The sequence below is a fragment of the Noviherbaspirillum aerium genome (genome assembly GCF_008929045.1).
Lineage (GTDB): Bacteria > Pseudomonadota > Gammaproteobacteria > Burkholderiales > Burkholderiaceae_D > Noviherbaspirillum > Noviherbaspirillum aerium.
Genome location: NZ_VFAH01000004.1, coordinates 224,291 through 248,686 on the forward strand (window position 1 = coordinate 224,291; position 24,396 = coordinate 248,686).

General features: G+C 60.2%; 23 protein-coding genes. 12 read left to right on the plus strand and 11 right to left on the minus strand.

What is annotated here, in order from left to right; all coding sequences use genetic code 11:
• Window positions 1-207: 207 nt before the first annotated feature.
• Window positions 208-708, minus strand: coding sequence for a 2-C-methyl-D-erythritol 2,4-cyclodiphosphate synthase (gene ispF / locus FH061_RS08580; RefSeq protein ID WP_151634976.1), 501 nt, complete (start codon window positions 706-708; stop codon window positions 208-210).
• Complete coding sequence (ispD, locus tag FH061_RS08585) at window positions 705-1,403, minus strand: 2-C-methyl-D-erythritol 4-phosphate cytidylyltransferase (RefSeq protein ID WP_151634978.1); 699 nt, start codon at window positions 1,401-1,403, stop codon at window positions 705-707. Before ispD ends, ispF begins: the two co-directional genes overlap by 4 nt.
• Before the next feature lie 146 nt (window positions 1,404-1,549).
• Here ispD and mfd point away from each other — a divergent pair, with 146 nt between their 5' ends.
• The 3 genes from mfd (at window position 1,550) to FH061_RS08600 (ending at window position 6,376) form a co-directional block, all read left to right on the plus strand.
• The gene (gene mfd / locus FH061_RS08590; protein ID WP_151634980.1) at window positions 1,550-4,993 is read left to right on the plus strand and encodes a transcription-repair coupling factor; all 3,444 of its coding nucleotides are present in this window, start codon (window positions 1,550-1,552) and stop codon (window positions 4,991-4,993) included.
• Window positions 4,994-5,131: 138 nt separating this feature from the next.
• On the plus strand, window positions 5,132-5,980 hold the full coding sequence (gene serB / locus FH061_RS08595; RefSeq protein ID WP_151634982.1) for a phosphoserine phosphatase SerB: 849 nt from the start codon (window positions 5,132-5,134) through the stop codon (window positions 5,978-5,980).
• A gap of 33 nt (window positions 5,981-6,013) precedes the next feature.
• A complete protein-coding gene (locus tag FH061_RS08600) occupies window positions 6,014-6,376 on the plus strand; it encodes a DUF4870 family protein (RefSeq protein WP_151634984.1) in 363 nt (120 codons plus the stop codon).
• Window positions 6,377-6,482: 106 nt separating this feature from the next.
• Here the strand turns inward: FH061_RS08600 and FH061_RS08605 are convergent, their stop codons facing one another.
• From FH061_RS08605 to phaC, 5 genes are all read right to left on the minus strand, one after another.
• The gene (locus FH061_RS08605; protein ID WP_151634986.1) at window positions 6,483-7,670 is read right to left on the minus strand and encodes a cystathionine beta-lyase; all 1,188 of its coding nucleotides are present in this window, start codon (window positions 7,668-7,670) and stop codon (window positions 6,483-6,485) included.
• Between the two features lie 23 nt (window positions 7,671-7,693).
• A complete protein-coding gene (locus tag FH061_RS08610) occupies window positions 7,694-8,170 on the minus strand; it encodes a hypothetical protein (RefSeq protein WP_151634988.1) in 477 nt (158 codons plus the stop codon).
• An 11-nt stretch (window positions 8,171-8,181) separates the two neighbouring features.
• Entirely contained in the window at window positions 8,182-9,540 is a 1,359-nt protein-coding gene (rimO, locus tag FH061_RS08615) for a 30S ribosomal protein S12 methylthiotransferase RimO (RefSeq protein WP_151634990.1), read from the minus strand.
• A 142-nt stretch (window positions 9,541-9,682) separates the two neighbouring features.
• The gene (gene phaR / locus FH061_RS08620; RefSeq protein ID WP_151634992.1) at window positions 9,683-10,258 is read right to left on the minus strand and encodes a polyhydroxyalkanoate synthesis repressor PhaR; all 576 of its coding nucleotides are present in this window, start codon (window positions 10,256-10,258) and stop codon (window positions 9,683-9,685) included.
• Between the two features lie 351 nt (window positions 10,259-10,609).
• Complete coding sequence (phaC, locus tag FH061_RS08625) at window positions 10,610-12,334, minus strand: class I poly(R)-hydroxyalkanoic acid synthase (RefSeq protein WP_404822432.1); 1,725 nt, start codon at window positions 12,332-12,334, stop codon at window positions 10,610-10,612.
• A gap of 65 nt (window positions 12,335-12,399) precedes the next feature.
• Here phaC and FH061_RS08630 point away from each other — a divergent pair, with 65 nt between their 5' ends.
• On the plus strand, window positions 12,400-12,648 hold the full coding sequence (locus tag FH061_RS08630; RefSeq protein WP_151634994.1) for a hypothetical protein: 249 nt from the start codon (window positions 12,400-12,402) through the stop codon (window positions 12,646-12,648).
• Window positions 12,649-12,684: 36 nt separating this feature from the next.
• Here FH061_RS08630 and pgeF read toward each other — a convergent pair whose 3' ends face one another.
• A complete protein-coding gene (pgeF, locus tag FH061_RS08635; protein ID WP_151634996.1) occupies window positions 12,685-13,455 on the minus strand; it encodes a peptidoglycan editing factor PgeF in 771 nt (256 codons plus the stop codon).
• A 5-nt stretch (window positions 13,456-13,460) separates the two neighbouring features.
• Window positions 13,461-14,507: an RluA family pseudouridine synthase gene (locus tag FH061_RS08640; protein ID WP_151634998.1), complete on the minus strand. Its 1,047-nt coding sequence runs from the start codon at window positions 14,505-14,507 to the stop codon at window positions 13,461-13,463.
• Window positions 14,508-14,552: 45 nt separating this feature from the next.
• Between FH061_RS08640 and FH061_RS08645 the strand changes: the two genes are divergently transcribed.
• The gene (locus tag FH061_RS08645; protein ID WP_151635000.1) at window positions 14,553-15,350 is read left to right on the plus strand and encodes an outer membrane protein assembly factor BamD; all 798 of its coding nucleotides are present in this window, start codon (window positions 14,553-14,555) and stop codon (window positions 15,348-15,350) included.
• Between the two features lie 164 nt (window positions 15,351-15,514).
• On the opposite strand, the gene yaaA is transcribed toward FH061_RS08645, so the two are convergent.
• Window positions 15,515-16,291 (minus strand): peroxide stress protein YaaA, encoded by a 777-nt coding sequence (gene yaaA, locus FH061_RS08650; RefSeq protein ID WP_151635002.1) that lies wholly within the window; start codon window positions 16,289-16,291, stop codon window positions 15,515-15,517.
• A gap of 34 nt (window positions 16,292-16,325) precedes the next feature.
• Between yaaA and FH061_RS08655 the strand changes: the two genes are divergently transcribed.
• From FH061_RS08655 to FH061_RS08665, 3 genes are all read left to right on the plus strand, one after another.
• On the plus strand, window positions 16,326-16,775 hold the full coding sequence (locus FH061_RS08655) for a putative toxin-antitoxin system toxin component, PIN family (RefSeq protein WP_151635004.1): 450 nt from the start codon (window positions 16,326-16,328) through the stop codon (window positions 16,773-16,775).
• 42 nt (window positions 16,776-16,817) lie between these two features.
• Entirely contained in the window at window positions 16,818-18,005 is a 1,188-nt protein-coding gene (locus tag FH061_RS08660; protein ID WP_404822434.1) for a pyridoxal phosphate-dependent aminotransferase, read from the plus strand.
• Window positions 18,006-18,226: 221 nt separating this feature from the next.
• Window positions 18,227-19,375, plus strand: a complete 1,149-nt coding sequence (locus tag FH061_RS08665; protein ID WP_151635008.1) for an HD-GYP domain-containing protein — start codon at window positions 18,227-18,229, stop codon at window positions 19,373-19,375.
• 81 nt (window positions 19,376-19,456) lie between these two features.
• Here FH061_RS08665 and FH061_RS08670 read toward each other — a convergent pair whose 3' ends face one another.
• Window positions 19,457-20,107, minus strand: coding sequence for a glutathione S-transferase (locus FH061_RS08670; RefSeq protein WP_151635010.1), 651 nt, complete (start codon window positions 20,105-20,107; stop codon window positions 19,457-19,459).
• Between the two features lie 195 nt (window positions 20,108-20,302).
• Between FH061_RS08670 and FH061_RS08675 the strand changes: the two genes are divergently transcribed.
• The 4 genes from FH061_RS08675 to FH061_RS08690 all read left to right on the plus strand — a co-directional run bounded on the left by FH061_RS08675 (window position 20,303) and on the right by FH061_RS08690 (window position 24,315).
• On the plus strand, window positions 20,303-21,082 hold the full coding sequence (locus FH061_RS08675; RefSeq protein WP_151635012.1) for an oxepin-CoA hydrolase, alternative type: 780 nt from the start codon (window positions 20,303-20,305) through the stop codon (window positions 21,080-21,082).
• Between the two features lie 8 nt (window positions 21,083-21,090).
• Window positions 21,091-21,801, plus strand: a complete 711-nt coding sequence (locus tag FH061_RS08680) for a histidine phosphatase family protein (RefSeq protein ID WP_151635014.1) — start codon at window positions 21,091-21,093, stop codon at window positions 21,799-21,801.
• A gap of 115 nt (window positions 21,802-21,916) precedes the next feature.
• The gene (locus tag FH061_RS08685) at window positions 21,917-22,978 is read left to right on the plus strand and encodes a phosphotransferase family protein (protein WP_151635016.1); all 1,062 of its coding nucleotides are present in this window, start codon (window positions 21,917-21,919) and stop codon (window positions 22,976-22,978) included.
• Window positions 22,979-23,052: 74 nt separating this feature from the next.
• The gene (locus FH061_RS08690; protein ID WP_151635018.1) at window positions 23,053-24,315 is read left to right on the plus strand and encodes an acyl-CoA dehydrogenase family protein; all 1,263 of its coding nucleotides are present in this window, start codon (window positions 23,053-23,055) and stop codon (window positions 24,313-24,315) included.
• The last annotated feature ends 81 nt before the right edge of the window (window positions 24,316-24,396 follow it).

Below are 24,396 nucleotides of genomic sequence, written 5' to 3' on the forward strand. Positions count from 1 at the left end.
GGAAGGATCATTGCGTCCGCGTTGCAGCCTAGGCTGTGTTTGATAAGCTGCTGCGCGGTCCGGATTGACGCCTACGGTGCTCGGCGTACCCTGCGTACGCGCGCTCCTCGGCGCCAAGCTGAACCGCTCGTAACGCTTATCAAACACAGCCTAGTGGTGCGAGTTAAAAATTTGTTGATCACTCGCGCAAAGGTCGTGCTGCGCTCGTTATTTCCGGTATAGAAGCACAATGGCTTCGGCGGCAATGCCCTCTTCCCTGCCAAGATAGCCAAGCTTTTCATTGGTTTTCGCCTTGACGTTGACCTGCCTGGCTTCGATGCCGAGGTCAGCGGCAATGTTGGCTGCCATCCGGGAAATATGCGGCGCCATCTTCGGTGCCTGGGCGATGATGGTGGCATCCACATTGCCAACCAGGTAGCCCGCTTCGACCACGCGTCTGCCGGCTTCCTGCAGCAGCACCCGGGAATCGGCGCCCTTGAAGCGGGCGTCGGTATCCGGAAAATGGCGGCCGATGTCGCCCAGCCCGGCGGCACCGAACAAGGCATCTGTCACCGCATGCAGCAGCACATCGGCATCGGAATGGCCCAGCAAGCCGGTGGCATGTGCAATCTCGACCCCGCCGATGATCAGTTTGCGGCCCGGCACAAGCGCATGACAGTCGTAGCCCTGGCCGATACGGAATGGCGGCAGGTTCGGGGACAGATTCATGAATTTCCTTTCAAATGCAATTCGGCAAGACTTACATCATGCGGCAAGGTGACCTTGAAGTTGCGCGGACTGCCTTCGACCAGCCGCGGACGCAGTCCCAGCGCCTCCACCGCACTTGCCTCGTCAGTCACGGCCGCTGCCTGCTCTAGCGCATGGCGCAGCAACGCATACCGGAACATTTGCGGCGTCTGCGCCGCCCACAAGGCTTCCCGCGCCACGGTCTGCGCCACCCGTCCAAAGCCATCGCTGCGCTTGAGCGTGTCCACCACGGGAAGGGCGAGCAGTCCGCCGACAGCATCCTCCCGCAAGGCCGAAACCAGGCGCTCGAGCAGTTCCACGGTCAGCCCCGGACGCGCCGCATCATGCACCAGAATCCAGTCGTCATCGGCCACCTGTTCGCGCACCGCCTTCAAGCCGTTCAATACCGACTGGTGGCGCGTTTCGCCGCCATTGAACAGAACCGAGACCCGCTTCTCAAGATGCCCGGCGGAGGCAAGCGCGTCCCTGATATAGCCGTCTTCCGCGCTTACCACTACAAACGTATGCTCGATGAGCGGGCTGGAGGCAAAGGTGTCGAGCACATGCATCATCATGAGTTTGCCTGCCAGCGGCAGGTATTGCTTGGGGCAGTCTGCTCCCATGCGCGCGCCGACGCCGGCGGCGGGAATCAGGGCGAAGTGGCGGGTTGAAGTCATCAGCGAGGAGGCCTGCCTGAGGCGGTCATGCCCTCATGCAAGGCTTAGGTAAAGGGCTTGGTTTATAATCTCGTCATATTTTCTCACAGTCGAAGTTTGCCATTGAAGCCGGTGAACTTGCCCGACCTTCCGGATGTCCTCCGCTGATGTCGTTCGATCTTAAAAAATCCCTGCCCAAGCCTGGCAACCGCTTTGCGCTGCCATCCACCCACGGTTCCGCCGATGCCTACGCGCTTGCGCAGGCGGCCGTTACCCTCAAGGCGCAGCAGCGCATGCTGGCGGTCGTGGTGGCGAATGCCTCCGATGCCCAGCGGCTATTGGCGGAGATTCCCTGGTTCGGCGGCGCCGGCACGGAACTGCGCTGCCACCTGCTGCCCGACTGGGAAACCCTGCCCTACGATGCCTTCTCGCCGCACCAGGATCTGGTGTCGGAACGCCTTGCGACCCTGCATGAAATTCATACCGGGCAATGCGATGTGCTGATCGTACCGGCAACCACGGCATTGCTGCGCATGGCGCCGCCTTCCTTCCTCGCGGCGTACACCTTCTTTTTCAAGAAGGGCGAAACCCTCGATGAGACCCGCCTGAGAACCCAGCTCACGCTGGCCGGATACACTCATGTCACGCAGGTGATGTCGCCCGGCGAATACTCGGTGCGCGGCGGCCTGATCGACCTGTTCCCGATGGGGTCGCCCCTGCCTTACCGTCTCGACCTGTTCGGCGACACCATCGAAACCATCCGCACCTTCGATGCCGACACCCAGCGCTCGCTTTACCCGGTGCCGGAAGTCAGGCTGCTGCCCGGACGCGAGTTTCCAATGGATGAGGCGGCGCGCACCGCTTTCCGCAGCCGGTGGCGCGAGGAATTCGAAGGCGATCCGTCGAAGTCCTCCATCTACAAGGACATCGGCAACGGCATCGCCTCGGCCGGCATTGAATATTACCTTCCGCTGTTCTTCGAGGAGACGGCAACCCTGTTCCAGTACGTGCCGGAACACACCATGTTCGCGCTGGTCGGGGATATCGAGGCTTCGATCAAGCGCTTCTGGAGCGACACCCAGTCGCGCTACAAGTTTCTGAAAGCCGATCGCGAGCGCCCCCTGCTTGCTCCGGAGCGCCTGTTCCTGACCGACCAGGATTTCTTCATCCTGGCCAAGCCCTATGCGCGCTGGACAATACAGACCGACGATGCGCCTTCGGCGATCTCCGCGCCAATACCCAATATCGCGGTGAACCGGCGCGCCGACGATCCCCTGGTCAATCTGCGTTCCTACCTGCTGAAAACCGACAAGCGGGTGATGATCTGCGCCGACTCCAACGGCAGGCGCGAGACGCTGCAGCAGTATTTCAATGAATATGCGCTCGATCTCGTGCCCGTCGAGAGTTTCGACGAGTTCGCCCGCTCCTCGGCCAGGCTGGCGCTTGGCGTGGCGCCGCTGCAAGCCGGGTTCGAACTGGACCCGGAACTCGGCGGCCTGATCTTCATCACGGAAACCGAGCTGTATGCCGGCAGCGGCAGGCGCGCCGGACGCAGGAAGCAGGAAGCTGTCACCCAGGTCGAGTACATGGTGCGCGACCTGTCGGAGCTGAAAGTCGGCGATCCGGTGGTGCATGTCAGCCACGGCATCGGCCGCTACATGGGCCTGATCAGCATGGATCTCGGCGAGGGGGAAACCGAATTCCTGCACCTGGAGTACGCGAAGGACACCAAGCTGTATGTGCCGGTATCCCAGCTGCACGTCATCTCCCGCTATTCCGGCGCGTCGCCCGACGAGGCGCCGCTGCACATTCTCGGCTCAGGCCAATGGGAAAAGGCAAAGAAAAAAGCCGCCCAGCAAATCCGGGATACCGCCGCCGAACTGCTCAACCTGTATGCGCGCCGCGCCGCGCGCCAAGGCCATGCCTTCCAGTATTCGGCGCGCGATTACGAAGCGTTCGCGGAAAGCTTCGGCTTCGAGGAAACGCCCGACCAGAGCGCCGCCATCAATGCGGTCATCGCCGACATGACCAGCGGCAAGCCGATGGATCGCCTGATCTGCGGCGATGTCGGCTTCGGCAAGACCGAAGTCGCGCTGCGCGCCGCTTTCGTCGCCGTCATGGGCGGCAAGCAGGTCGCCATTCTTGCGCCCACCACGCTGCTGGCCGAGCAGCATGCGCAGACTTTCGCCGACCGCTTCGCCGACTGGCCGGTAAAGATCGCCGAGCTGTCGCGCTTCCGCTCGGGCAAGGAAGTCACGCAGGCGATCAAGGGAATGGCGGAAGGTACTGTGGATATCGTCATCGGCACGCACAAGCTGCTGTCGGGCGATGTCAAGTTTTCCCGCCTTGGCCTGGTGATCATCGACGAGGAGCACCGTTTCGGCGTACGCCAGAAGGAAGCGTTGAAAGCGCTGCGCGCCGAAGTCGACGTGCTGACGCTGACCGCCACGCCGATCCCGCGCACCCTGGGCATGGCGCTCGAAGGCCTGCGCGACTTTTCCGTGATCGCCACCGCGCCGCAGAAACGGCTTGCCATCAAGACCTTCGTGCGCAGCGAGGATGATTCGGTGATCCGCGAAGCCTGCCTGCGCGAACTGAAGCGCGGCGGCCAGGTGTATTTCCTGCACAATGAGGTGGAAACCATCCTCAACCGCAAGGCCATGCTGGAAGGCTTGCTGCCCGAGGCGCGCGTCGCCGTTGCCCACGGCCAGATGCATGAGCGCGACCTGGAAAAGGTCATGCGCGATTTCGTCGCCCAGCGTTACAACATTCTCCTCTGCACGACCATCATCGAAACCGGCATCGACGTGCCGACGGCCAACACCATCATCATGCACCGCGCCGACAAGTTCGGCCTGGCGCAGCTGCACCAGCTGCGCGGCCGTGTCGGCCGTTCGCACCACCAGGCCTATGCCTATCTGCTGGTGCATGACGTGCAAGGCCTGAGCAAGCAGGCCCAGCGGCGTCTCGAAGCCATCCAGCAGATGGAAGAACTCGGCAGCGGCTTTTACCTGGCAATGCACGACCTCGAAATCCGCGGCGCCGGCGAAGTGCTTGGCGAGAACCAGTCCGGCGAGATGCAGGAAATCGGATTCCAGCTGTACTCCGACATGCTTAACGAAGCGGTCCGCTCCCTCAAGAACGGAAAGGAACCCGACCTGGCCGCGCCGCTGTCGTCCACGACCGAGATCAATCTGCATGTGCCCGCCCTGCTGCCCCAGGATTACTGCGGCGATGTGCATGAGCGGCTGTCCCTGTACAAGCGACTTGCCAACTGCCAGGCCTCGCATATGATCGATGAGCTGCAGGAAGAACTGATCGACCGTTTCGGCAAGATGCCGGATCCCGCCAAGGCGCTGATCGAAACGCATCGCCTGCGCATTGCGGCAATGCCGGTAGGAATTGTTAAAATCGATGCCCATGCGGAATCCGCGGTGCTGCAATTCCAGCCGAACCCGCCGATCGACGCCATGCGCATCATCGAACTGGTGCAAAAGAACCGGCATGTGAAGCTGAACGGCCAGGACAAGCTGCGGATCACGGCAAACATGCCCGACCTGGCGGCGCGCGTGTCGCAGGTCAAGGCAACGATACGCTCACTTGCCGGCTGACGGCATTCCGCCTGCACGCCTTTCACTCATCAACTTTCTCCATTTTGACTCTCACTTTGACTCTTTGACGCAGGCAAGGCCGGGACATGCGGCATGATCCAACGATTACCGCATGATCCCCCGATCCGCGAAAGTACAATGACAACGAATCTCATTTTGCAAGGCTTGTCCACCCAGCGCTCCGACATAGACCGTATCGCCGCCCTCGCCGGCGGTCGGCGCATCGTTGCATTGACCGACCATGCCTACCGCGTGGAAGACATCCGCTTTTCCGATGCGCTCAAGGCCAGCGTCGACCAGGAATGCCTCGGCGCCCAGCTCGACTATGCGTTTACACCTGCAGGACGCCGCCTGTCCGACTTCGGCCTGGTCGCTATGGACATGGATTCCACGCTGATCACCATCGAGTGCATCGACGAAATCGCCGACATGCAGGGTCTCAAGCCGCAGGTGGCCGAGATCACGGAAGCCGCGATGCGCGGTGAAATCGAATTTCGCGAAAGCCTGACGCGCCGCGTCGCACTGCTCAAGGGACTGGAAGCCTCGGCCCTGCAGCGGGTATATGACGAGCGGCTGAAACTGTCGCCGGGCGCGGAGCGCATGCTGGAAGCGGTCAAGGCAGCGGGCCTGAAAACCCTGCTGGTATCCGGCGGCTTCACTTTCTTTACCGATCGCATGAAAACCCGTCTCGGGCTGGACTACACCCACTCCAACGTACTGGAGATCGTCGACGGCAAACTGACCGGCCGGGTGGTGGGCGGCATTGTCGATGCGGACGAGAAAATGCTGACGGTGGAACGCGTCTGCGCCGAACTTGGGATTTCCACGCGGAAAGCCATTGTGATGGGCGACGGCGCCAATGACTTGAAGATGATGGGGATATCCGGCATGTCGGTCGCGTTCCGTGCCAAGCCGGTCGTACGCGCGCAAGCCGACGTGGCCTTGAATTTTGTGGGGTTGGACGGAATCTTATCGATGTTCGACTGATCTTCTAGAAAAGATCACCACTTTGGAGGAATAATGGCCCAGGAACTCGTTCTTGACAGCAAGTTGCAATCCACCAAAAGCCTTGCCTGGTGGCTGTATATCCTTCATGGACTCAGCTTCCTGTTTTCACTCGGCGCCTTTTCCTGGATTCCGCTGATCATCAATTACATCAAGAAGGACGACGCGGCCGGCACCTTCGTCGAAAGCCATCACCGATGGCAGATCCGTTCGTTCTGGTGGTATTTGTTCTGGATGGTGGTCGGCGGCATTCTGTTCATGACCGTGATCGGCATACCGTTCGCCTGGCTCATCTGGACCGCAGCATGGGTATGGAAGGCCTATCGTCTGATCAAGGGCATACTTGATCTGAACGACAACAAGGCAATGAAAATCTGAGCGGACCAGGTTGAATGCATCGGGTGCCATGGCGAGCCATGGCGCCCGATATGCAATCGATATGCGATACGCCTGACGCAATATCTCTCTGGCCGGCTGAACGACCCTACCTGTTCAATACGTTCAGCGCCTGTTCGATATCCGCGATCAAGTCCTCGGGATCTTCCAGGCCGATATTCAGGCGCACCAATTGACCGCTGCCTTTCCAGCCGCGCCGCATGCCCTGTATCCGGTAAGGCACGCACAGGCTGTTCGCCCCGCCCCAGCTGAATCCGATCTTGAACAGTTTGAGGGCATCCACGAAAGCATCAGTCCGGGCTTCCGCGTAGCGCTCATTGAATACGATGGAAAACAGACCGCCCGCACCGGTGAAATCCCGCTTCCAGATCTCATGCCCGGGACAATCCTCGAATGCGGGATGCAGCACGCGCTCGACCTCGGGACGGTTCTTGAGCCAGGCCGCGATCTTGCGGGCCGCGGCGTCATGGGCATCGAAGCGCAGCTTCATGCTCGGCAGGCCGCGCAGAACGAGGTAGGCATCGTCGGCGCCGACGCCATAGCCAAGCCGCATGTGCGCCATTTCGATGCGGTGGATCAGCGCCGCGTCGCGTGTGGTCACCGCGCCCATCAGTACATCGGAGCCGCCCGACTGGTACTTCGTCAGCGCCTGCATCACGATGTCGACGCCGTGATCGAAGGCCCGGAAGGCGATCCCCGCCGACCAGGTGTTGTCGAGCGCCACATGAATATCCTGCCCGGTTGCGCGTCGCGCCCGGACCGCCTGGCAGATGGCCGGAATATCCGGCACTTCCATCGATACCGATCCCGGCGCCTCCGTCCAGACCAGGCGGGTGTTGGGCTGTATCAGTTCCGCGATGCCGGCGCCGATGAGCGGATCGTAGAAACGGGAGGTGATACCGAAATCCTGCGACAGCCAGCGCCCCAGTTCGCGATTCGGGTTGTAAACATTGTCCGGGAGCAGGACGTCATCTCCCGACTTGAGCAGCCCCAGATCGACCATCGAGATGGCGGCCAGCCCGCTGGGGGCCAGCAGGCAATGCGTGCCGCCCTCGATCTCGGCAAGCCGGGCTTCCAGCGTAAAAGTGGTCGGTGTCCCGTGCAGTCCGTAGGTATAGGCGCTCTTGTCCTGCCAATTGCGTGAACGCATGGCGGCGACATTCTTGAACAGCACCGTCGACGCATGATGAATCGGCGTCGGGAACGCGCCAAAGCCTTCCGGCGCCTGGTAATCGGTGTGAATGAGAGCGGTTTGCAGCGATTTACGGTCTGACACGCATGGACTCCCTGGTAATTGAATTATTGCTGCTTTCCCTGACCGGCCGCACGGCCATTCTGGCCCGGGCTGCCTTTATCCTCGGCGCGGACAATACGCAGGCTGAAAGGCTTCTTGATCTTGCCGTCCGCTGACTGCCATTCTCCCGTCAGCGTCTCGCCCGCCAGCTTGCCATCCCATTGGCCCGAGACATCGGTGCCGTTCTCGGATTCCTCCATGAACACTTCCTGCCCCTCCACTTCACCGGCTAGCAGGACCCGATGCGATCCGCCGAACACGAAGTACTCGCCTTCGATGCCGTCCTCGGCCGGTTCCTTGGTGCGCAGCGTCACCTGGATCTGTGCATCGCCGAGCATGCCGCGCAGGGCGACGGGTTTCATGAAAAGTGCTTTGCCCGAGGTATCAGCCGGCGCGGCGGACGTGGATGCGCTTGCCGATAACGCCGGCGAAGCCGGCATGCCCGCCAGGAGCATCGCGCCGGCAAGCAATGCCGTGTTCAAGCACCGCTTCATCATGCTTCCGCCCACAAGTCGTGCGCATCGGCAGCCGTTATCTTCACCTCGACGAATTCACCCACCTTGAGCTTGCGATGCGGCTCGTACGGCGGCTTGACATACACGACGCCGTCGATCTCCGGCGCATCCGCCACGGAGCGACCGACGCCGCCCGTGGGGCCGACTTCATCCAGCAGAACACGCAAGGTCTTGCCGACCTTTGCTTGCATGCGCTGCTTCGATATCTCTTCCTGAAGCTCCATGACGCGTCCGCGGCGTTCGTCGCGCACTTCCTCGGGTACCGGATTGGCCAGCGCATTGGCAGTCGCGCCTTCAACCGGGGAATAGGAGAAGCAGCCGAGCCTGTCGATCTGGGCTTCCTTGAGGAAGTCCAGAAGGTATTGGAATTCTTCTTCGGTCTCGCCCGGAAAACCCGCAATGAAAGTGGAGCGGATGGTCAGGTCGGGACACATCTTGCGCCAGGCCTGGATGCGTTCAATATTCTTTTCGCCGCTGGCCGGACGTTTCATGCGCTTGAGCACGTCGGGATGCGCATGCTGGAGCGGCACGTCGAGGTAGGGCAGCACCCTTCCCTCCGCCATCATCGGAATGACGTCGTCGACATGCGGATACGGGTACACATAGTGCAGGCGGACCCAGGCGCCGTACTGCGCCGCCAGCTCGCCGAGCGCACCGACCAGCTGCGTCATGTGGGTGCGCAGCGGCTTGCCGTTCCAGAAACCGGTGCGGAACTTCACATCGACACCATAGGCGCTGGTGTCCTGGGAAATCACCAGCAGTTCCTTGACTCCGGCCTTGAACAGATTTTCCGCTTCCAGCATCACGTCCGCGACAGGACGGGACACCAGGTCGCCGCGCATGGAAGGAATGATGCAGAAGCTGCAGCGATGGTTGCAGCCTTCGGAAATCTTCAGATAGGCATAATGCTTGGGCGTCAGCTTCACGCCTTGCGCCGGTACCAGGTCGATGAAGGGATCGTGCGGCTTGGGCAGGTGCTTGTGTACCGCGGCCATGACTTCACCGACGGCGTGCGGGCCGGTGACTTCCAGCACTTTCGGATGCACCGACTGGATGATGTCGTTGCCGGCCGCGTCTTTCTTTGCGCCCAGGCAACCGGTCACGATGACCTTGCCGTTTTCGTTCAGCGCTTCGCCGATGGCATCCAGCGATTCTTGAACGGCGGCATCGATGAAACCGCAGGTATTGACGATAACCAGGTCGGCACCGTCATAGGACTTGGCCGTATCGTAGCCTTCGGCGCGAAGTTGGGTGAGGATTTGTTCGGAGTCGACGAGCGCCTTGGGGCAGCCAAGCGAGACGAAGCCGACTTTCGGAGAATGGGAAGCGTTGGACATGACAGGATGAGGTACAAAGCGAATCCGCTATTGTACCCTCCGCAGGCAACTTCCCGGTGCAGACAGGCACGCGGACAGACACGTGGTCCGGCTTGCCTTTTCGCCATCGGAGCCGGACCGCGACAGCGCTGATCGAAGTGGATTACTTGTTTTTATCGGTCGGAGGTACCGGCGGTACGGGTGGTACGAACGGGAAAGTGCCGAACATGTTCTTTGTCTGGCTTTGCATCTGGTCTTGCATTTGCAGGAACAGGTTCTTGCTCTGTTCGATGTAGTTGCTCATCATCCCCTGCATCATGGGGCCCTGCACATTCATGAACTGGGTCCACATTTCCTGACTGAACGGCTTGCCTTCGTAGAACCCTTTGGAACTCTCGGCCAGTTTGTTCTGGATATCGATGAACGCCTGGATATTCTTTTCCAGGTAGGAGCCCATCATCCCCTGCATCGCATGCCCATAGTAGCGGATGATCTGCGACAGCGCGCCGCTGGAAAACATCGGCGTGCCGTTGGCTTCTTCTTCAAGGATGATTTGCAGCAGGATGCTGCGGGTCAGGTCCTCTTCGGACTTGGCGTCAACAACAGTAAATTCCTCGTTGTCAAGCACCAGTTGCTTGACGTCCGCCAGCGTGATGTAGGAACTCGTTTGCGTGTCATAAAGACGGCGGTTCGGATACTTCTTAATCAAGCGCTCGGAAAGCTTTTTTGCACTGTTCATCGAATATTCCAGTTTTTGCGTCGCAACGCGTCATTGCCGTTTTTTTAATAAAGCGAACAGGCGTTCGCTGTCTCCAGTTTTATTATAGTGCGAAAAAACAAAGCTTTAGGGAAGTCTTGCAAAATGCACATGGCTTTATTGCAATGCGTTTGAGCAAAATCGCCTTTCGACGTCCGTCAGCTTCCGGGCAACATCCCGCCTTCCCTCGACGCCTTGGGGCTCTGAACGCAATTTCAATTTTCGGTCTTGGAATACGGGACGAACTCCCGCGCGACAGGCTCGCGACCGGTGGCAATGCGGGATGCTGGCGTCCCGCATTGCCACCGGTCGCTATGGGCTAGACTTGCGCCGCTACTTGGTATCAGCCTTGACCTTCACGTATCGGCCAGGCGCCGGTTCGATCGGCTTGTAATTGGCATTGCCAAATTTTTTAGGTGCGGGAACCTGCTCGCCGGCATTCTCCGCCAGGAAACCGGTCCATTCCGGCCACCAGCTGCCGGGCGTTTCCGTCGCTTTGCCGAGCCACTCCTCGGCGCTGTCGAACGCCTGGTCGGCGCTCCAGTAGCTGCGTTTCTTCTTGGCGGGAGGGTTGATAACTCCGGCAATGTGTCCGGAGGCACCGAGTACGAAGCGGTTGCGCTCGCGCTTCTTCGGGTTGAGCAACTTGACCGACTCGTAGGCGGCGGTCCATGGAACGATATGATCTTCGCGGGAGCCGTAGATGAAGGTCGGTGCATCGATCTTCGACAAGTCGATCTTTTCGCCGGCAACACTCACCTTGCCGGGCGTACGCAGCCGGTTCTCGAGATAGAGATTGCGCAGATACCAGCAGAACATCGGGCCGGGCAGATTCGTGCTGTCAGCATTCCAGTACAGAAGGTCGAACGGAGGCGGATTCTCGCCCTTCAGATAATTGGCCTTGACGTAATTCCAGACCAGATCATTGGGACGCAGGCTCGAAAATGCGGAGGCGAAATCACGTCCGGGCATCAGCCCGCCCTTGCCCAGCTGCTGCTCACGCAGCGAAACCTGCGCTTCGTCGATGAACACCTCGATCACGCCGGGATCGGAAAAATCGAGGAAGGTGGTCAGCAGGGTGAGGCTGGAAACCGGGTTTTCGCCGCGCGCATACAGCAGCGCCAGCGCAGTCGACAATAACGTGCCTCCCACGCAGAAGCCGAGCGCATTGATCTGCTCCTGACCGGAGATTTCCTGTACGACATTGATGGCCTTGACGACGCCTTCGAGAATATAGTCATCCCAGGTCCTGTTGCCGAGCGATGCGTCGGGATTGACCCACGACACCAGGAACACCGTGTGGCCCTGCTCCACGGCATGCCGCACAAGCGAGTTCTCCGGCTGCAGGTCCAGGATGTAGTACTTGTTGATGCAAGGAGGCACCAGCAGCAGCGGCCGTTCGAACACCGACTTGGTGAGCGGCTTGTACTGAATCAGCTGGAAAAGCGCATTCTCGAATACCACCGCTCCCTCGCTGGTGGCCACGTTCTTTCCAACTTCGAAGGCCGATTCGTCGGTCTGGGAGATTCGCCCCTTCTGCATGTCTTCCAGCATGTGGGCAATGCCCTTTGCCAGGCTTTCCCCCTTGGTTTCGACGATCTTTTGCTGCGCCTCGGGATTCGTCACGAGGAAGTTCGCCGGCGACATGGCGTCCACCATCTGTTGCACCGCAAAACGAATTTTCTGCTTCGCACGGGGTGCTGCTTCGACGGCATCGGCCATCGCCATCAGGAAGCGCGCATTAAGCAGATAGGCGGCCGCATTGAATGCGAACAGGGGATTGGATTGCCATTCGGGCGAAGTGAAACGCTTGTCGGCAATCACGGGCGCCTTCGCGGAGAGCATCTGCTGCCAGAGGTTCGACATTTCCTGCATGTAGTCGCCCTGCAGCTTGGCGAGAACCGACGGATCAATGGTCGCGCCGAATTCCTTGACCGTGGCAGTAAAGGGCCGGGTATCGAGCTGCGGAGTCTGCAGCATGGACTGCCAGGCATTCGGGTCGGCGAACTGTGCCATCCAGGTCTGCGGATCGCCTTGAGGGGTGAACATGTTATTCATGCTTGAGTCTCTTTTTTCGCGTAAGGTTACGGTTTGTCGAACTTTCGAAACTGCTTGCGCCTGCTATGCTTATCGTCGCCATCGCATGGATTTATGTCGTCTTGATGATGTCCATCACCGAACACTCGGTCACTGCAGGCGTCATGACCTTCCTGCTCTATGGCGTCTTGCCCCTGACGATCATTTTATACTTGATGGGTGCGCCACGACGCAAGCGTAACAGGGCAAAAGCCGAAAAATTACTACTGGAAGAAGCCGCGGAACGAAAGAATACGGGAGAGATCAGGAGTGAAGACCGCAACGGGACACCGTAAGTTGATGCATGGCATCACGGCTCTCCTGAAAGAACGCTACTTGAACCAGATCAACGAGGCCATGCGGCCAGTCACGCCGTCGCGTCGATAGGAATAGAAATGCTCCCGCTCGCTTACGGTACAGCGATTTCCTCCCCATACGCGGTTGACATTGGCGCTTGCAAGACGACGCCGTGCCAGTGCATAGATATCCGCATGATATTTTGAAGAACCTGCGGTAACCGGTGTAAATGCCGCGGCAGCCTCCCGGTCTTGTTCGGCGAACGCCTGCAGCACATCTTCGCCCACCTCGAAACAGGCTGGTCCGATGGCTGGTCCCATCCATGCCAGAATGTCCCCGGCGCCGGCTTCGCGCATGCGTGCCACCGTGTTTTCCAGCACCCCGTGCGCGAGGCCCCGCCAGCCGGCATGCGCCGCGCCGACGACCCTTCCTTCGGTATCGCAGAACAGCACCGGCAGGCAGTCCGCCGTCTGGATGACGCAGACGACACCCGGTGCGGTCGCGATGCAGGCATCGGCCTTCAGCATCTCCCCCCGCTCCGCTGCCGGAGCAGCATCATGGGCATTGACGACTTCACTGCCATGCACCTGCGTCAACCACCCGGGTTCGCCGGGAAGCATCGAGCGCAGCAAAGCGCGATTGGCAGCGACCGCTTCCGGCGAATCGCCCACATGCACTCCCAGATTGAGGCCATGAGCGCCGCTGCCGTCGTCATAGGGCGCAAGGCTGGTCCCGCCGCGCCGCGTCGTCGACAGCGACGAGACATTGGCCGGCGCATCCCAGTCGGGAACCAGAGCGGGAACCATGCCGCCTACTCCGACACCGCCGCTGCGGCATCAATGCCGGCGCGCGCCAGCAGGTCCCGCATGTCGTCCGGCAGAGGCGAAGTCCAGTCGCATTCCTTCTGGCTGGAGGGATGCACCAGTCCCAGACGATAGGCATGCAGCGCCTGCCTTGGAAACACGGCGGCAAGATGAGGCTTGCCGTAAAGAGGGTCGCCGACGAGCGTAAAGCCGATGGACTGCATATGAACGCGGATCTGGTGCGTGCGTCCGGTTTCGAGCCTGCATTTCAGCAGGCTGACCGGGCGGCCATCCAGACTTCCGGTCGCAATCCTTTCGTAATGCGTCACCGCCGGCTTTGCACTGGCGTTCTCCGACACCGCCATCTTGATGCGATCGCGCGGATGACGTCCGATCGCGGCATCGACCCTGCCGCTGATCTGCGGCGCTCCCCAGACCAGCGCCAGATACTCCCTGTGCACGCTGCGGGACTGCAGCTGTCGCACGAGGTCGGTCTGTGCCTGCAGGGTTTTTCCCACCACCATCAACCCGCTGGTTTCCTTGTCCAGGCGGTGCACGATGCCCGCCCTCGGCACCGAGGCGATGGCGGGAAAGTGGTGCAGCAGCCCATTGAGCAGGGTGCCCGACCAGTTGCCGGCGGCGGGATGCACGACCAGTCCGGCCGGCTTGTCAATGACGAGAATCGCGTTGTCTTCGTAAAGAATGCCCAGTGGAATCGGCTCCGGGCTGAAGGCGGTATCCTCGGGCGCGGATTGCGGGCGGATGACGATGGTTTCATCGCCCAGGGCCAGCGCCTTGGCTTTGGCGGGCTGGCCATCGACAGTCACATGTCCGGCTTCGATCCATTGCTGGAGCCGGCTGCGGGAATATTCCGGCACCAGCTGGGACACCACCTTGTCGATGCGGATGCCGCAGAATTCGGGGGTGAGTTTCAGTTCGATGGAAGACGCTTCCGGCACCAGGCCGTCGTCTTCATCGCCGTCATAAACGTCGTTTTCAGGGGAAGTTTTATTCAAAATCGGAAATTCAGTTGTATCGTTGCAAGAAGTCGCCATCGGCTATAATCATGGCCTTGTTCAGCCGTGTTCCTGCAAAACCTCATGCGAAATAGATCGATCAAAATTGCTGCCATCGCCCTTGCTCTGTCTCTGTCCGGATGCGGCATGCTTCCCGAAAAGATCGACGAGACCAGAACCTGGTCGGCCTCGAGATTATACTCGGAGGCACGCGACGAACTGGCAAGCGGCAATTATGAACGCGCAATCCAGCATTTTGAAAAGCTGGAATCGCGCTATCCGTTCGGCACCTATGCGCAGCAGGCACAGATGGAAATCGCTTACGCCCATTATCGCCAGGGAGAGCAGCCCGAGGCGCTGGCCGCGGTCGAGCGCTTCATCAAGCTGCATCCGAATCATCCGAATGTCGATTACATGTATTACCTGCGCGGCCTGATCAACTTCAACGACAGGATCGGCTTCCTGAGCTTCCTGTCGAGGCAGGATCCGAGCGAACGCGATCCGAAAGCCGCGCGCGACGCCTTCGACTCCTTCAAACAATTGGCGGAGCGCTTCCCCGACAGCGTGTACACCAAGGATGCGATTGCACGGATGAAATATCTCGTCAATGCAATGGCCCAGTATGAAGTCCACGTGGCGAAGTATTACTTCCGTCGCGGCGCCTATGTCGCCGCCGTAAACCGCGCGCAGATCGCGGTGGCGGAATACCGCGAAGCGCCGGCGGTGGAAGAAGCGCTTTTCGTGATGGCACAGTCTTACGATGCCTTGGGCCTGCCCGATCTGCGGGATGACACGAACCGCGTGCTCAGGCAGAATTTCCCGAACAGCGTCTATTTCAGCGGCGGTCCGCAAACCAGCAAGCCCTGGTGGCAGATCTGGTAGGTCCGCCGCCCGCCGTGAAAGCCTGGCAATGAATAGCGAAGAGCCCCGTTTTACGGGGCTCTTTTCTTTAACGGGGCAATCCACCGGCAAGCCGCTGAAGAATGGGCGGCTTCCGCCGGAAACGGCTCGCTTCCGGCATCCCCTGCTGCATATCCCCTGCCACTTCAGGCTTCGACGCGCCGGCGAAACACCCAGTGATTGTCATCAGACGCCGCCGGATCATGGGCATAGCCATCGAGGTTGAACTGCTTGAGCTTTTCAGCCTGCGTGATTCCCTTGATCGCGGCATAGCGCGCCATCAGGCCGCGAGCCCTTTTTGCAAAGAAGGAAATTACCTTGTATTTGCCGTTTTTCCAATCTTCGAACACGGGGTAAATGACGCGGGCATCAAGCTGCTTGGGCTTGACCGCCTTGAAATACTCGTCAGAAGCCAGATTGACCAGCACGTCTGACCGGTTGGCCGCCAACTGTGCATTCAGGGCCTCGGTGACCAGGTTTCCCCAGAACGCATACAGGTTGCGCCCGCGAGGATTGGCCAGCGAAGTGCCCATTTCAAGGCGATAGGGCTGCATCAGGTCAAGCGGACGCAGCACGCCGTAAAGACCCGACAATATTCGCAAGCGGGATTGCAGGTAAGCGATCTGCTTCTCCGTCAGCGAGGCTGCGTCCAGTCCTTCGTACACATCCCCATTGAATGCGAGCACGGCCTGCTTGGCGTTTTTCGGTGAAAATTCCGGCGACCATGTGGCATAGCGGGTAACATTCAGCACCGCAAGCGCATCGGAAATATCCATCAGGGAAGACAGCTGGGCTGGCGACAGCGGCCGGAGTGTCTCGATCAGTTCGGCGGAATGGTCTAGGAAATCCGGCAGGGTATGCACCTTGGTGGTGGACGGCGTTTCGTAGTCGAGCGACTTGGCGGGCGAAATGACTAACAGCATGAAAAAGCAGTTTCTACAGGAAATGAATTGCCGAATGATACCGAATCGCATCGTGATCGACACGAATGTCTGCCTTGATCTTTTCGTCTTCCGCGACCCGAGGTGGCAGCCCTTGCTTGCAGCGCTCGAAGAAGGTCGAGTCGAAGCGGTCACGCGCGACGATTGCCGCACCGAATGGCTGCGCGTGCTGGAATATACCCACCTGCCTCTTGATGCCGATTCCCGCGCCACGGCCACCCGGAAATTCGATGCGCTGATCACCCTGCTCGCGCCGGAACAGATGGCAGTCAAGACCGAGATCCGCCTTCCGGTCTGCAAGGATCCCGATGATCAGAAATTTCTCGAACTGGCACGCGATACCGGCGCCCGCACGCTGCTTACCAAGGACAAGGCGCTGCTCAAGCTGGCCAAGCGCACCGCCAAGGCGGGACTGTTCGAGATCGTCGTTCCGGAGAGTTGGGCACTGCCCGCCGACCCTGTATAAAATGCATTCTTTGCCCTGACCAATTAATCGTTCACCATGAATATGCCGACGCTCTCCTCGCCCGCCCCGGACCAGTCGCTCAACTCGCTGCAATCCAGATTGCCGAACGTCGGCACCACGATTTTCACCGTCATGTCCGCCCTTGCGTCGGAAAAGGGAGCGGTCAACCTCGGACAGGGCTTCCCCGACTTTGATTGCGATCCCGCCCTGGTCGACGCCGTCGCCTCCTCGATGAAGGAAGGTCTCAATCAATATCCGCCGATGACAGGTGTGCCCGCGCTGCGGGAAGCGATCGCCGCCAAGGTGGAAACCCTGTACGGCCACCGCTACGACCCGGCAACCGAGATCACCATCACAGCCGGCGCAACCCAGGCGCTGCTGACCGCCATCCTGTGCGCGGTGCATCCGGGCGATGAAGTCCTGATCATCGAGCCGGTCTATGACAGTTACGTCCCTTCGATCGAACTGGCCGGCGGCAAGCCGGTCTTCGTGCAGATGGAAGTCGGCAAGGAAGGCTACTCGATTCCCTGGGCAAAGGTCGCCGCCGCGGTGACGCCGAAGACCCGCCTGCTGATGGTCAACTCTCCGCACAATCCCACCGGTTCGGTGCTGAAGCCCTCCGACATGCAGGCCCTCGCCGATATCGTGCGCGGCACGAATATCCTGATTGTTTCGGACGAAGTCTATGAGCACATGGTTTATGACGGCTCCCGTCATGAATCGGTATGCCGCTACCCGGAACTGGCGGCGCGTTCCTTCGTGGTATCGAGCTTCGGGAAAACCTATCATGTCACCGGCTGGAAAATCGGCTACGTCGCTGCCCCGGCCGCGCTGTCGGCCGAATTCCGCAAGGTTCACCAGTTCAATGTCTTTACCGTCAATACGCCGGTCCAGCATGGCATGGCCCGCTACATGGCGAACCCGGCGCCCTATCTCGACCTGCCCGCCTTCTATCAGCACAAGCGCGACCTGTTCCGCGACGGCCTCAAGGCCACCCGGTTTCGCCTCCTGCCTTCGGAAGGGACCTATTTCCAGTGCGTCGACTACTCCGCCATTTCCGATCTGCCCGAAGCGGATTTCGCAAAATGGCTGACTGCTGAAATCGGTGTTGCCGCCATCCCGGTCTCCGCGTTCTACAATCAGCCGAGGGAATCGGGCATCGTGCGCTTCTGCTACGCCAAGAAGGATGAAACCCTGCAAACCGCCCTGCAGCGGCTGGCACGCCTGTAAAGCTTTCGATTTTTTCGGAGCGCACTCTTTAGAAGGGGCCATGCGCTGCCGTTAACCCTCCTGACGGCAAGGAGTTCCATCGCCCCGCATGACCAAGGTTGGCAGGGTGATGCATCACAGCACTTCGACATACACAAGGACACGGCACGAACGACCAAGAGTACCCCAGCGGCGACACCTAAGACCCATTCGGCAGGCCTGCCGAGGCGAAAGGGAAGTAGATGGAACATCGAAGACTCAGTCTGTCCGATATCGCCATTGGCGAACCGCTGCCCTGGGACGTATACGGCGAAGGCAAAACGCTGCTGCTGCGGCGAGGCCATGTGTTGCAAAGCGCCGGCCAGGTCGAGTCGCTGCTGCAACGTGGACTCTTTGTCGACGCCGCCCTACTCGACGGCGGTCACAAGCGCAAGGATCTGCAGGCACAGCAGGCCAGGCGCGAAACGCCATCCGCGCTGCGCTTCATCAATCTCGCCAACAAGCGCCTTGAGCGCCTGCTCTATAACTTGGCCAACGAAAGCGATGCCGCATCCAAGATCCTGGAGGTGGCCAAGGCCCTGAGCTACGCGGTGGACACCAATGCCGACGTTGCGCTAAGCAGCGTCCTGCTCAACCAGCAGGCCGGCAGCTATGCGATACGCCACAGCGTCGATAGCGCGCTGCTTGCCTTGCTGATCGCGCGGTCGATGCGGAAGTCGCAGGAGGAAATCCAGTTCATCATGGCGGCCGCGCTGACGATGAACATCGGCATGCTTCGCCAGCACGACCTGTTGCGGGACAAGCAGACTCCCTTGACCGAGCCGGAACAGAACCTCATCAAATCGCATACGAAGACGAGCGTGGACCTGCTTGCACAGGCCGGCATCACGCAGCCGGAATGGCTGGAATATGTCGCCCTGCATCATGAGAACGACAACGGCAGCGGCTACCCTTTCGGCAAAAAGCTCGCGGACATTCCCCAGAATGCCAAGATCGTGTCCCTTGCGGACCGTTACTGCGCCTGCGTCACGCAGCGCGCCTATCGGAAAACGCTGCTGCCCAATGCGGCGCTGCGCGATGTTCTGCTCAATGGCGGCAAACCTGGAGACCCCATGCTCGCCGCCTACTTCATCAAGGAAATCGGTACGTATCCGCCCGGCTGTTTCGTGCGGCTGCAGAATGGAGAGATCGGCGTCGTGACCCGGCGCACCAAGGACGCTGCCGCGCCTGTCGTCCATGCATTCGTCGGCCCGCGCGGCGCTCCGCTCTCCTTCCCGATACAGCGCGACACCACCAAGGAACTGTATGCGATCCGCGAACTGCTGCCGCCCGAGCAGGCAACCCTTCGCTTCAGCATGCAGCAGCTTTGGGGCGACGAGGCGGCGCTGTAGCCGCTTGGCATTGAAGCACTGCCGCATCGACGCGCCGCCGCCTTAACGTACGCCTTAACGTACGCCTGCTACCAGCGCCTATTAGCGCTTATTGCGTGCCGCCATGGCTTCCTGATTCGCCTTGCGGTCAGCATTGACACGCTGCGCCACCGGTCTTTCGCCCAACATCTTCACATATTCGCGTACCGGCAGTGCCGCCAGCGCATCTTCCCCGTAGATGATCTTCGACGCCATGCTGACCAGGGGCAGATGCACCATGCCCGCGCAGTCTGCCATCGTGAATTCCGCGCCGGCGATATAGGGAGAGAATTTCGCAAGCCTGGCGAAACCCTCGACGTTGCGCTTCAACAGCTTCTGCACACGCTCCTTGGTTTCATCGCTGACCTTGCCGCCGAAGAAAGCCTCGGGATAAAGTTCACGCGCCACCAGTTCCAGGTGCAGCTCGGTGAAGGTGATCAGTTCCCGCACCTTGGCAGCGGCCAACGGGTCGGCAGGCAGCAAGGGGTTTTGCGGATAGGCGGATTCGATATAGTCGAGGATGACCTGCGATTCGCAGAGACGTCCATGTTCCGTCTCGATAAAAGGCACCTTGCCGAGCGGGGAGCGTTCAAGCAGCTCCGGCGTGCGATCCAGCCACACCAGCTCCTCCTCAAATTCGATGCCTTTTTCCAGCAGCGCGAATTTCACCTTGTTGTAGTAGTTGCTCGCGGCAAATCCACATAGTTTCAGCATTCTCGTCTCCGTTGGTTTCACTGTTTTGCGAGCGGCAAGCTTACCGCAGAACCGCCCGGGTCTGCCAGACCTCCTCCACTTCCACCGCTGTCCGGCATTTCGGCAATAATAGCGGGGTCATTACATCAACCCGTCCAATGCCGATTGACTTGCTCAACGACAGGCGGGCTTTCAACCAACCTGATACCCGCCGACATGTCTGCCGAACTTCGAGCTTCACGCCAGGACGCGACGCTGATCCTGACCATTTCCAACCCCGGGGCAAGAAACGCGCTGCACCCCGACATGTATGCTGCCGCCATCGAAACCTTGAATACGGCCGAACGCGACGACTCGGTGCGCGCCGTCGTGCTGACGGGGGCGGACGGTTTCTTCTGCTCGGGCGGAAATCTCAAGCGCCTGCAGGAGAACCGCAGCAGGGACCGCTCCGTGCAGGCGGAGTCGATCGACAATCTGCACGGCTGGATACAGGCCATCCGGGACTGTCCGAAGCCGGTGATCGCCGCGGTCGAAGGCATGGGCGCCGGCGCCGGATTTTCGCTCGCGCTGGCCTGCGACCTGATCGTTGCCGGCGCCTCCGCCAAATTCACCATGGCGTATGTCAAGGTCGGCCTGACGCCGGACGGCGGCGGCAGCTGGTTTCTTTCCCAGGTATTGCCGCGCCAGCTGGCGCTGGAAATCCTGCTCGAAGGCAAAGCGATTGGCGCAGAGCGCCTGCATCAGCTTGGCGTCGTGAACCGTCTGGTTGCCGATGGCACCGCGCTCGATGCCGCGCTTGCATGGGCCGATGAACTGGCCCAGCTGTCGCCGAATTCCGTCGAGCGCATCAAGTCCCTGACACTGGAAGCGGCCGGCAACAGCCTGGCGCAGCATTTCGAGGTGGAGAAGCGCAATTTCGTCGAAAGCCTGCATCACCGCGATGCGCATGAGGGCATCACGGCCTTCTTTGAAAAGCGAAAGCCCAATTACAAGTAAGGAGACCCATGAGCGAACATCAGCGCCGCCGCATTTACCTGATGCGGCATGGCAACGTCACCTATTTCGACAACCAGGGCAAACCCTTTCTTCCCGAACTGGTTCCACTGAATGAACTGGGACAGGCTCAGGCCACGGCGGCGGGCAGGATCTTCGCTGAGGAAAAGCTGCAATTCGATCGCGTCATCGTTTCAGGCCTGCCTCGTACCGTCGAGACGGCTACCAGGGTTCTTGCCGAGACCGGGCAGAAGATCGAGCTTGAGCGCTGGCCGGATCTGGTCGAACTTCGCGGCGGAAAGCTGTCGGCGATTCCCGACGAACACCTGCGGGACGCCTTCGTGGGCGCCTTCGACGGCGTCGTGCCCGAAGACAGACGCTTTCTCGGCGGCGAGTCGATAGGCGAGTTGATGGACCGCATCCATCCCTGCATCGACAGGCTGCGTGCCGACAAATCCTGGGATACGGTGCTGATGGTGCTGCATGGCGGGGTGAACCGCGCCATCCTCTCCTATGCACTGACGAACCAGCGCCTGTTCCTGGGCAATCTCGCCCAGACCGCGGGCTGCATCAATGCCATCGACGTCGGCGAAGCGCAGGCGGACTGGGTGGTTCGCATCGTCAACTTCTCGGCCATTTCCAGCTTGCAGGGCGAATCGCGCCATACGACAATGGAAGTCCTTCTGGATCAATACCTGCGGTCCCGCAACCGTCAGAATTAAGGCCGCATCCCCTCTTCCTCTCCCCGAAAACAGAAAAAATAGAATAGTACGATCGTACGCTTTTCGCTGTAGAATAAGGCGATAACTATTTCTCGCTGTTCCCAAAGGAGACAAGATGTTTGAAGAATTCATGGGCACGCGTCCGGTATCGGAGCGTCAGAAGTTCGACATCGGCGCCATGCAGGAATACATGCGGCAGCATGTGGAAGGCTTTTCCGGAGAACTCGCCGTCGAGCAGTTCAAGGGCGGCCAGTCCAATCCCACCTTCAAGCTGACCGCCGGCGGAAAGAGTTACGTGCTGCGCACCAAGCCCGGCCCCGCCGCCAAGCTGCTGGCCTCCGCCCATGCGATCGACCGTGAATTCCGCGTCATGGATGCGTTGAACAAGGCGGGCTTCCCCGCCGCGAAACAGTTCGCCCTGTGCACCGACGAATCCGTGATCGGCCGTGCCTTCTACATCATGGATTTCGTCGACGGCCGCGTGCTCTGGGACCAGTCGCTGCCCGGCATGAGCAACGACGAACGGGCTGCGATCTACGACGAGATGAACCGCGTGATCTCCCAGCTGCATACCATCGACTATGCGGCAATCGGCCTTGCCGACTACGGCAAGCCGGGCAATTACTTCATGCGCCAGATCGATCGCTGGACCAAGCAGTACAAGGCTTCGGAAACGGAAAAGATCGAGGCCATGGACAATCTGATCGAGTGGCTGCCGAACAATATTCCTCCCGGCGATGACACCAGCATCGTGCACGGCGACTACCGTCTCGACAACATGATTTTCCATCCGACCGAACCGCGCGTGCTCGCGGTGCTCGATTGGGAACTGTCGACGCTCGGCCATCCGCTGGCCGACTTTTCCTACCACTGCATGAGCTGGCATATTCCGCAGGGGCAGTTCCGCGGCATCGCCGGCATCGATTACCTCTCGCTCGGCATACCGAGCGAGGAGGATTACATCGCCAGGTATTGCGAGCGCACCGGCAAGAGCATCAACCGCAACGATTTCAATTTCTACCTTGCCTACAACATGTTCCGCCTCGCGGGCATCTTGCAAGGCATCATGAAGCGCTATGTCGACGGCACCGCGTCGAGCGAACAGGCGCTCAAATCCGGCCAGGCGGCACGACCGATGGCTGAAATGGGCTGGGCTTACGCCTCAGGCCAGAAGTAACGGACATCTGGCAACACAGATTACCGGCATGACCGGGACTAACGAGACTACCGAGAGACCACCAAGGAGACGACATGGAATTCGAATATTCCGACCGCTGCAAGGAACTGCAGGAAAAGCTGCTGAAGTTCATGGATGAGCACATCTATCCGAACGAAAAGGCATTTGATGAAGAAGTCGACCGCAACGGCCGCGAAAAAGGCAACCGCTGGATCGCGACGCAGCTGATCGAAGACCTGAAGCCGAAGGCCCGCGCAGCCGGCCTGTGGAACCTGTTCCTGCCGAAGTCCACCCGGGCTCCGGAAGGCTTGTCCAATCTCGACTACGCTCCGCTGTGCGAAATCATGGGCCGCGTGTCCTGGGCGCCGGAAGTCTTCAACTGCGCTGCGCCGGATACCGGCAACATGGAAACCATCGAGCGCTACGGCACCGAGGAGCACAAGCGCCAGTGGCTGGAGCCGCTGCTGCGCGGCGAGATCCGCTCCGCCTTCGCGATGACCGAACCGGGGGTAGCCTCGTCCGACGCGACCAATATCGAGACCCGCATCGAGCGTGATGGCGACGAGTATGTGATCAACGGCCACAAGTGGTGGATTTCCGGCGCCGGCGACCCGCGCTGCAAGATCTTCATCCTGATGGGCAAGACCGATCCGAGCGCGCCGCGCCATTCCCAGCAGTCGATGATTCTGGTGCCGCGCGACACGCCCGGCGTGACCATCAAGCGTCCGCTGCCGGTATTCGGCTACGACGATGCGCCGCACGGCCATTGTGAAATCCTGTTCGAGAACGTGCGCGTGCCGGCATCCAATATCCTGCTCGGCGAAGGCCGCGGTTTCGAGATCGCCCAGGGCCGCCTCGGCCCGGGCCGCATCCATCACTGCATGCGCGCCATCGGCGTGGCGGAACGGGCTCTGGAACATATGTGCAAGCGCATCAACCAGCGCGTCGCGTTCGGCAAGAAGGTATCCGAGCAAAGCGTCTGGCATGAGCGCATCGCCGAATCCCGCATCATGATCGACACCGCGCGACTGCTGACGCTGAAGGCTGCCTACATGATGGATACCGTGGGCAACAAGCATGCGAAGGCCGAGATCGCCATGATCAAGGTGCTGGCGCCGAACGTCACGCAAAAGGTGCTCGACTGGGCCATCCAGGCACACGGCGCCGGCGGCGTCTGCGACGACTTCCCGCTCGCCGGGCAATGGGCCGGCAACCGTACCCTGCGCATCGCCGACGGTCCGGACGAGGTGCATCGCAACTCGATCGCCAAGCTGGAAATGGCCAAGCACATGTCCATTCCCGCGCGCGACCAGGAACTGCCGATCACGCGTTCCTGATGTCCGGGCCGGCAGTCGTGTAGCTCCGATGCAAGGACTGTCAAATCGCTGCATAATCTTGCTGCTTTTGACAGTCCAACA

Bases quoted from the DNA above. Each gene is read 5' to 3' on its own strand.
- serB (WP_151634982.1), top strand. From the start codon at position 5,132: ATGACAACGAATCTCATTTTGCAAGGCTTGTCCACCCAGCGCTCCGAC.
- FH061_RS08665 (WP_151635008.1), top strand. From the start codon at position 18,227: ATGGAACATCGAAGACTCAGTCTGTCCGATATCGCCATTGGCGAACCG.
- ispD (WP_151634978.1), bottom strand. From the start codon at position 1,403: ATGACTTCAACCCGCCACTTCGCCCTGATTCCCGCCGCCGGCGTCGGC.
- FH061_RS08645 (WP_151635000.1), top strand. From the start codon at position 14,553: ATGCGAAATAGATCGATCAAAATTGCTGCCATCGCCCTTGCTCTGTCT.
- FH061_RS08655 (WP_151635004.1), top strand. From the start codon at position 16,326: ATGATACCGAATCGCATCGTGATCGACACGAATGTCTGCCTTGATCTT.
- FH061_RS08600 (WP_151634984.1), top strand. From the start codon at position 6,014: ATGGCCCAGGAACTCGTTCTTGACAGCAAGTTGCAATCCACCAAAAGC.
- FH061_RS08680 (WP_151635014.1), top strand. From the start codon at position 21,091: ATGAGCGAACATCAGCGCCGCCGCATTTACCTGATGCGGCATGGCAAC.
- rimO (WP_151634990.1), bottom strand. From the start codon at position 9,540: ATGTCCAACGCTTCCCATTCTCCGAAAGTCGGCTTCGTCTCGCTTGGC.
- FH061_RS08690 (WP_151635018.1), top strand. From the start codon at position 23,053: ATGGAATTCGAATATTCCGACCGCTGCAAGGAACTGCAGGAAAAGCTG.
- pgeF (WP_151634996.1), bottom strand. From the start codon at position 13,455: ATGGTTCCCGCTCTGGTTCCCGACTGGGATGCGCCGGCCAATGTCTCG.
- FH061_RS08675 (WP_151635012.1), top strand. From the start codon at position 20,303: ATGTCTGCCGAACTTCGAGCTTCACGCCAGGACGCGACGCTGATCCTG.
- ispF (WP_151634976.1), bottom strand. From the start codon at position 708: ATGAATCTGTCCCCGAACCTGCCGCCATTCCGTATCGGCCAGGGCTAC.
- FH061_RS08660 (WP_404822434.1), top strand. From the start codon at position 16,818: ATGCCGACGCTCTCCTCGCCCGCCCCGGACCAGTCGCTCAACTCGCTG.
- FH061_RS08630 (WP_151634994.1), top strand. From the start codon at position 12,400: ATGCTTATCGTCGCCATCGCATGGATTTATGTCGTCTTGATGATGTCC.
- yaaA (WP_151635002.1), bottom strand. From the start codon at position 16,291: ATGCTGTTAGTCATTTCGCCCGCCAAGTCGCTCGACTACGAAACGCCG.
- FH061_RS08670 (WP_151635010.1), bottom strand. From the start codon at position 20,107: ATGCTGAAACTATGTGGATTTGCCGCGAGCAACTACTACAACAAGGTG.
- mfd (WP_151634980.1), top strand. From the start codon at position 1,550: ATGTCGTTCGATCTTAAAAAATCCCTGCCCAAGCCTGGCAACCGCTTT.
- phaR (WP_151634992.1), bottom strand. From the start codon at position 10,258: ATGAACAGTGCAAAAAAGCTTTCCGAGCGCTTGATTAAGAAGTATCCG.
- FH061_RS08685 (WP_151635016.1), top strand. From the start codon at position 21,917: ATGTTTGAAGAATTCATGGGCACGCGTCCGGTATCGGAGCGTCAGAAG.
- FH061_RS08640 (WP_151634998.1), bottom strand. From the start codon at position 14,507: ATGGCGACTTCTTGCAACGATACAACTGAATTTCCGATTTTGAATAAA.
- phaC (WP_404822432.1), bottom strand. From the start codon at position 12,334: ATGAATAACATGTTCACCCCTCAAGGCGATCCGCAGACCTGGATGGCA.